Consider the following 4493-nt stretch of genomic DNA (forward strand, 5'->3'; position numbering starts at 1 on the left):
CTCGAAGGCTTCGGCATCACCGGCCACCGGGTGCCCGGTGCGCCCGGCATCTACGTGAACCTGTCGGATCCGGCCGGGCATGCGGCGCTGACCGGGCCGCGGGCGGATGACTTCGAGGGCCTGGGCAAGGTGGCGGCGCTCGGCATCAAGGTCAGCCGGCATTGCACCTACCACGGCCTGGCGCTGAACGTGGCGATGGACCTGAGCCCCTTCAGCGGCATCAACCCCTGCGGCTACGCCGGGCTGCAAACGGTCGACTTGGCTACACTGGGCGTCCGCACCGACTGGACCACCGCGGCGCAGCGGCTGGGCGACCGGCTGGTGTCGCACCTGAGCTGACCTCATTGCGCTGATCCGTCGGCCGCCCCTCGAAAGTACCCCCGATGTCGACCGAAAACGTCATCCACCAGGCCCAGGACGCGGCCCATTACGATGCGAGCGCCAAGCAGAAGGCGCAGGCCAAGACGGCCCGCATCCCGATCAAGATCGTCGCGGCCGAGACGCTGAAGAAGCCGGACTGGATCCGCGTGAAGGCCGGCTCGCCGACCACCCGCTTCTACGAGATCAAGCAGATCCTGCGCGAGCACAAGCTGCACACGGTGTGCGAAGAGGCGTCGTGCCCGAACATCGGCGAATGCTTCGGCAAGGGCACCGCCACGTTCATGATCATGGGCGACAAGTGCACGCGGCGCTGCCCGTTCTGCGACGTCGGCCACGGCCGGCCGGATCCGCTGGATGCCGACGAGCCGCTGAACCTCGCGAAGACCATCGCGGCGCTGCGCCTGAAGTACGTCGTGATCACGAGCGTCGACCGCGACGACCTGCGCGATGGCGGCGCCGCGCATTTCGTCGAGTGCATCCAGCGCACCCGCGAGCTGTCGCCGGACACCCGCATCGAGATCCTGACGCCCGATTTCCGCGGCCGCATGGACCGCGCGCTGGAGATCCTGAAGGCGGCACCGCCCGACGTGATGAACCACAACCTCGAGACCGCGCCGCGCCTGTACAAGGAAGCGCGCCCGGGCTCGGACTATGCGTACTCGCTGAACCTGCTGAAGCGCTTCAAGGAATTCGCGCCTCACGTGCCGACCAAGAGCGGGCTGATGGTGGGCCTGGGCGAAACCGACGAAGAGATCCTGCAGGTGATGCGCGACATGCGCGAGCACGGCATCGACATGCTGACGATCGGCCAGTACCTCGCGCCGAGCGGCCACCACCTGCCGGTGCGGCGCTACGTGCACCCGGACACCTTCAAGATGTTCGAGGACGAGGCACTGAAGATGGGGTTCACGCACGCGGCCGTCGGCGCGATGGTGCGTTCGAGCTACCACGCGGACCAGCAGGCCCACCAGGCCGGCGTCGCGAACGCCGTCTGATCAGGCCGGGTCGGCGAGCAGCTTGTCGACCAGGGCCTGCAGCGCCACGAAGTCCGGCGCGCCGACGTAGCGCTTGACGATCTCGCCGCGCTGGTTGATCAGCACGCTGGTCGGCGTGCCCTCGATGGGGCCGAAGCTGCGGGCGACCGCGCCGGTGTTGTCGATCACCACGGTGAACGGCAACCGCCGCGATTCGGCGAAGTGGATCACCGAGGCCGGCGGGTCGTAGCTCATCGCCACCGCCAGCGTCTCGAAGCCGCGCGCCTTGAACCGGTTGTGGGTGGCTGCCAACTGCGGCATCTCGTGCACGCAGGTCGTGCAGGTGGTGGCCCAGAAGTTGACCAGCACCACCTGCCCCTTCAGTTGCGCGACGCTGCTGCGGCTGCCATCCAGGCGGACGAACGCGGCGTCAGGCGCCATCTCCGGGCGCGCGAGGACCGAATACACCGCATAAGCCCCACAAGCCGCTGCCGCGATTGCCAGAACACTCAACGCGACGGCAAGATGGCGGGTCAATTTCATGGGATGTGATCGATGCAGCGGAGAAAGTTTACGTCAGCGGTGCTCGCCGGCCTGGGACAGGGGTTTGGCTTTCTGGCTTGGAGCGGGCAGGCCCAGGCGTTCAGCCTCAGCGAAGGCGATGCCACCGCGGGCATCCGGGCGGCGCTGGAGCGCGGCGCGGTGTCGGCCGTCGGCCTGCTCGGCAAGCCGGACGGTTTTCTGTCGAACCCGAAGGTGCACATCCCGCTGCCCGGCTTCCTGAACGACGCCGCGCGCTTCCTGAGGGCGACCGGGCAGCAACGGCGCGTCGACGAGCTGGAAACGGCGCTGAACCGCGCCGCCGAGGCCGCGGTGCCCGAGGCGAAGACGCTGCTGGTCGGCGCGGTGAAGAGCATGAGCGTCGAGGACGCCAAGGGCATTCTGACCGGCGGCGACGGCTCGGTCACGCAGTTCTTCTCGGCCAAGACGCGCGAGCCGCTGGGCGTGCGCTTCCTGCCGATCGTCAAGCGGGCGACCGAGAAGGTGTCGCTGGCCGACAAGTACAACGCGGTGGCCGGCAAGGCGGCGAGCTTCGGGCTGCTGAAGCCGCAGGATGCCAACATCCACAGCTACGTCACCGAGAAGGCGCTCGACGGGCTGTTCCTGATGATCGGCGAGGAAGAGCACAAGATCCGCGAGAACCCGGTCGCCACCGGGAGCGCGATCCTGAAGAAGGTGTTCGGCAGCCTCAAGTAGTCTTCGACAGCTCGAACATCAGCGCCGACGGCAGCGAGGTCAGGATCGCGTCGCGCCCGACGCGCGCCATGCTCAAGCCGCCGAAGCCCGAGATCTCGAAGGCATTGCCCTCTTCGATGATCTCGATGAACACCACATCGCCACCGGCCGAATCGACCTCGTTGCGCAGGTCGTTGAAGCGGTCGCCGCGCAGCACCGACTCGACGACGATCGCATGCGGCAGGCCGCTGCGGCAGAAGTCGCGGGCCTCCTCGATCGAGGTGACGAAATCCACCAGCAGGCCCATGTTGCGCACCGCGTCGCGCACCTGGATGCGCACGTCGCGCCGCGAGGCGACCACCAGCACATGGCTGCCAGCCAGCGGCTTGGTGCGCGCCGACGGCGCGAAGCCGCGGTCCAGTTCGAGGATGCTCAGGCCTTCGAGCTGCTCGCTGACGGTGCGCGGGAACTCGATCGACAGCGTCACGTGGCTGCCTTCGATCTTGCGCTCGATCGGCAGGCCCATCGTCCACGCGGTCTGTTCGAGCAGGCGCCAGGCGATCGAATCCAGCGGCGAGCCTTCTTCCACCGTGGCCGGCGGCAGGTCGGCCTGGTCTTCGGGCTGGTAGGCGAACTTGCTGACCAGCCGTGCATGCGTCGGCCAAGTCTTGATGTCGATGCGGTACTCGATGGTCGACTGCGCATGCAGCAGCGACCAGTCCAGCAACGCGTTGAACAGGCTGAACAGCAGCGAGGCGTCGACGATCACGTCGGCCGGCTTCAGCACCTGCTTGATGTGGATGCCGCGCGCCTGCGTCTCGGCGGCGCGCTGGGTCAGCACGTCCTTCAGCGTCTGCGTGAGCGGCAGCCGCTCATGGGTCTGGCGCAGCCGGCCGGAGGCCAGGCGGCCCAGTTGCTGGCCGGCGATGCTGATGGCGCGCGCCTTCTGCAGTTCTTCCACCAGGCAGCGCAGGCTGACGCGGTCGATGCGACCGGTACCGGCGAGGGTCGTGACGCGTTCGAGCGCGCTGGTCAGCGGCGTCGCCATCTCGGCGCTGAGCTCGTTGACCACGTCCCGCCAGTGATCGCCCTCGTCCGGTTCGTGGCCGGCGTCGCGGTGGGCGGGCGCGGCAGCGCGGTCGAGTTCGGTCATGTCCATGTTGGCGTCCCTGTCCGTGGATGAACGGCTTGTGCGGGTTTGTCACCCTTGGTTGCAAGTGTCGTTCAGGCAGGCAGCGGAGGACACCCCCCGAGCGCCCCAATCCCCCGACCTTGGGGGTGTCGCACGGGGCTGCCGTGTCAGTTACAGGACATGCTGGCGGCGCAGCTCAGCGCGCTCGGCGTCCGACCAACCGAACTCGGCCAGCACCTCGTCGGTGTGCTCGCCGAGGAGCGGCGGCGCGCGGCGGTATTGCACCGGGGTGCCGGACAGCTTCATCGGGCTCGCGACCACGCGCAGCGTGTCGGCCAGCGGGTGCGGCATCGGCACGGTCATGCCGCGGGCCTGCACCTGTGGATCGGCGAAGACCTCGGCCAGGTCGTTGATCGCGCCGCACGGCACCTTGGCGGCCTCGAGGGCGGACAGCCACTGCTGCTTCGGTCGGRCCCGGACGATCTCCTCCAGCAGCGGCACCAGCATTGCGCGGTGGCGCACGCGGTCGGCATTGCGGGCGAAGCGCGGATCGGCGGCCAGCTCCGGCCGGCCGGCCACCTCGCAGAACTTCGCGAACTGGCCGTCGTTGCCGACCGCCAGGATCATGTGGCCGTCCGAGGTCTCGAACACCTGGTAGGGCACGATGTTCTGGTGGGCGTTGCCGGCCCGCCGCGGCGCGGCGCCGGTGGCGAGGAAGTTGGCACCGAGGTTGGCGAGCATCGCGACCTGGGTGTCGAGCAAGGCCATGT

Annotated in this window: 6 protein-coding genes; 3 read left to right on the forward strand and 3 right to left on the reverse strand. The window is 68.5% G+C overall.

Going from position 1 to position 4493, the window contains the following annotated elements; genetic code table 11:
• Both AC1D15_RS19175 and lipA read left to right on the forward strand, forming a co-directional pair.
• On the forward strand, positions 1-339 hold a 339-nt coding region (locus tag AC1D15_RS19175; protein ID WP_477827232.1), incomplete at its 5' end, for a lipoyl protein ligase domain-containing protein.
• Between the two features lie 44 nt (positions 340-383).
• Positions 384-1376 carry a lipoyl synthase gene (gene lipA, locus AC1D15_RS19180; RefSeq protein WP_047510213.1) on the forward strand — a complete coding sequence of 331 codons (993 nt, stop codon included), beginning with the start codon at positions 384-386 and terminating at the stop codon, positions 1374-1376.
• On the opposite strand, the gene AC1D15_RS19185 is transcribed toward lipA, so the two are convergent.
• The gene (locus tag AC1D15_RS19185) at positions 1377-1898 is read right to left on the reverse strand and encodes a TlpA family protein disulfide reductase (RefSeq protein WP_477827233.1); all 522 of its coding nucleotides are present in this window, start codon (positions 1896-1898) and stop codon (positions 1377-1379) included. It abuts the gene before it with no gap.
• Between the two features lie 12 nt (positions 1899-1910).
• On the opposite strand from AC1D15_RS19185, the gene AC1D15_RS19190 reads away from it, so the two are divergent.
• The gene (locus AC1D15_RS19190) at positions 1911-2612 is read left to right on the forward strand and encodes a DUF4197 domain-containing protein (protein WP_047510209.1); all 702 of its coding nucleotides are present in this window, start codon (positions 1911-1913) and stop codon (positions 2610-2612) included.
• Here AC1D15_RS19190 and AC1D15_RS19195 read toward each other — a convergent pair.
• Both AC1D15_RS19195 and AC1D15_RS19200 read right to left on the reverse strand, forming a co-directional pair.
• Positions 2605-3750, reverse strand: coding sequence for a hypothetical protein (locus AC1D15_RS19195; protein WP_047510207.1), 1146 nt, complete (start codon positions 3748-3750; stop codon positions 2605-2607). The two genes, AC1D15_RS19190 and AC1D15_RS19195, sit on opposite strands and share 8 nt — an antisense overlap.
• Positions 3751-3894: 144 nt before the next feature.
• Positions 3895-4493: CaiB/BaiF CoA transferase family protein (locus AC1D15_RS19200; protein WP_477827234.1), on the reverse strand; the 599-nt coding region annotated here is incomplete at its 5' end.

The sequence above is a fragment of the Rhizobacter sp. P2_H2 genome (assembly GCF_056403375.1).

What these genes read in the sequence shown, in the direction of transcription:
- lipA (WP_047510213.1), top strand. Translation starts at nt 384, where the DNA reads ATGTCGACCGAAAACGTCATCCACCAGGCCCAGGACGCGGCCCATTAC.
- AC1D15_RS19185 (WP_477827233.1), bottom strand. Translation starts at nt 1,898, where the DNA reads ATGAAATTGACCCGCCATCTTGCCGTCGCGTTGAGTGTTCTGGCAATC.
- AC1D15_RS19190 (WP_047510209.1), top strand. Translation starts at nt 1,911, where the DNA reads ATGCAGCGGAGAAAGTTTACGTCAGCGGTGCTCGCCGGCCTGGGACAG.
- AC1D15_RS19195 (WP_047510207.1), bottom strand. Translation starts at nt 3,750, where the DNA reads ATGGACATGACCGAACTCGACCGCGCTGCCGCGCCCGCCCACCGCGAC.